The sequence below is a fragment of the Citrobacter sp. Cpo103 genome (genome assembly GCF_030332605.1).
Taxonomy (GTDB): Bacteria; Pseudomonadota; Gammaproteobacteria; order Enterobacterales; family Enterobacteriaceae; genus Citrobacter; species Citrobacter portucalensis.
Genome location: NZ_JAOWHO010000006.1, coordinates 1 through 281 on the forward strand (window position 1 = coordinate 1; position 281 = coordinate 281).

General features: G+C 54.4%; 1 tRNA gene and 1 rRNA gene. Both read left to right on the plus strand.

The features are described from left to right. Positions 1–86 precede the first annotated feature (86 nt). Positions 87–162 (plus strand) — tRNA-Thr (locus OGX89_RS00030). Positions 163–200: 38 nt separating this feature from the next. Next, positions 201–281: ribosomal RNA gene (gene rrf, locus OGX89_RS00035) — 5S ribosomal RNA — on the plus strand; the annotation flags it as partial.

Below are 281 nucleotides of genomic sequence, written 5' to 3' on the forward strand. Positions count from 1 at the left end.
CTCAGAAGTGAAACGCCGTAGCGCCGATGGTAGTGTGGGGTCTCCCCATGCGAGAGTAGGGAACTGCCAGGCATCAAATTTAATGTGCTGATATGGCTCAGTTGGTAGAGCGCACCCTTGGTAAGGGTGAGGTCCCCAGTTCGACTCTGGGTATCAGCACCAGTTTTTCGGTTAAAGTTCGGCACTTAGAAAAGAATTTGTCTGGCGGCTGTAGCGCGGTGGTCCCACCTGACCCCATGCCGAACTCAGAAGTGAAACGCCGTAGCGCCGATGGTAGTGTG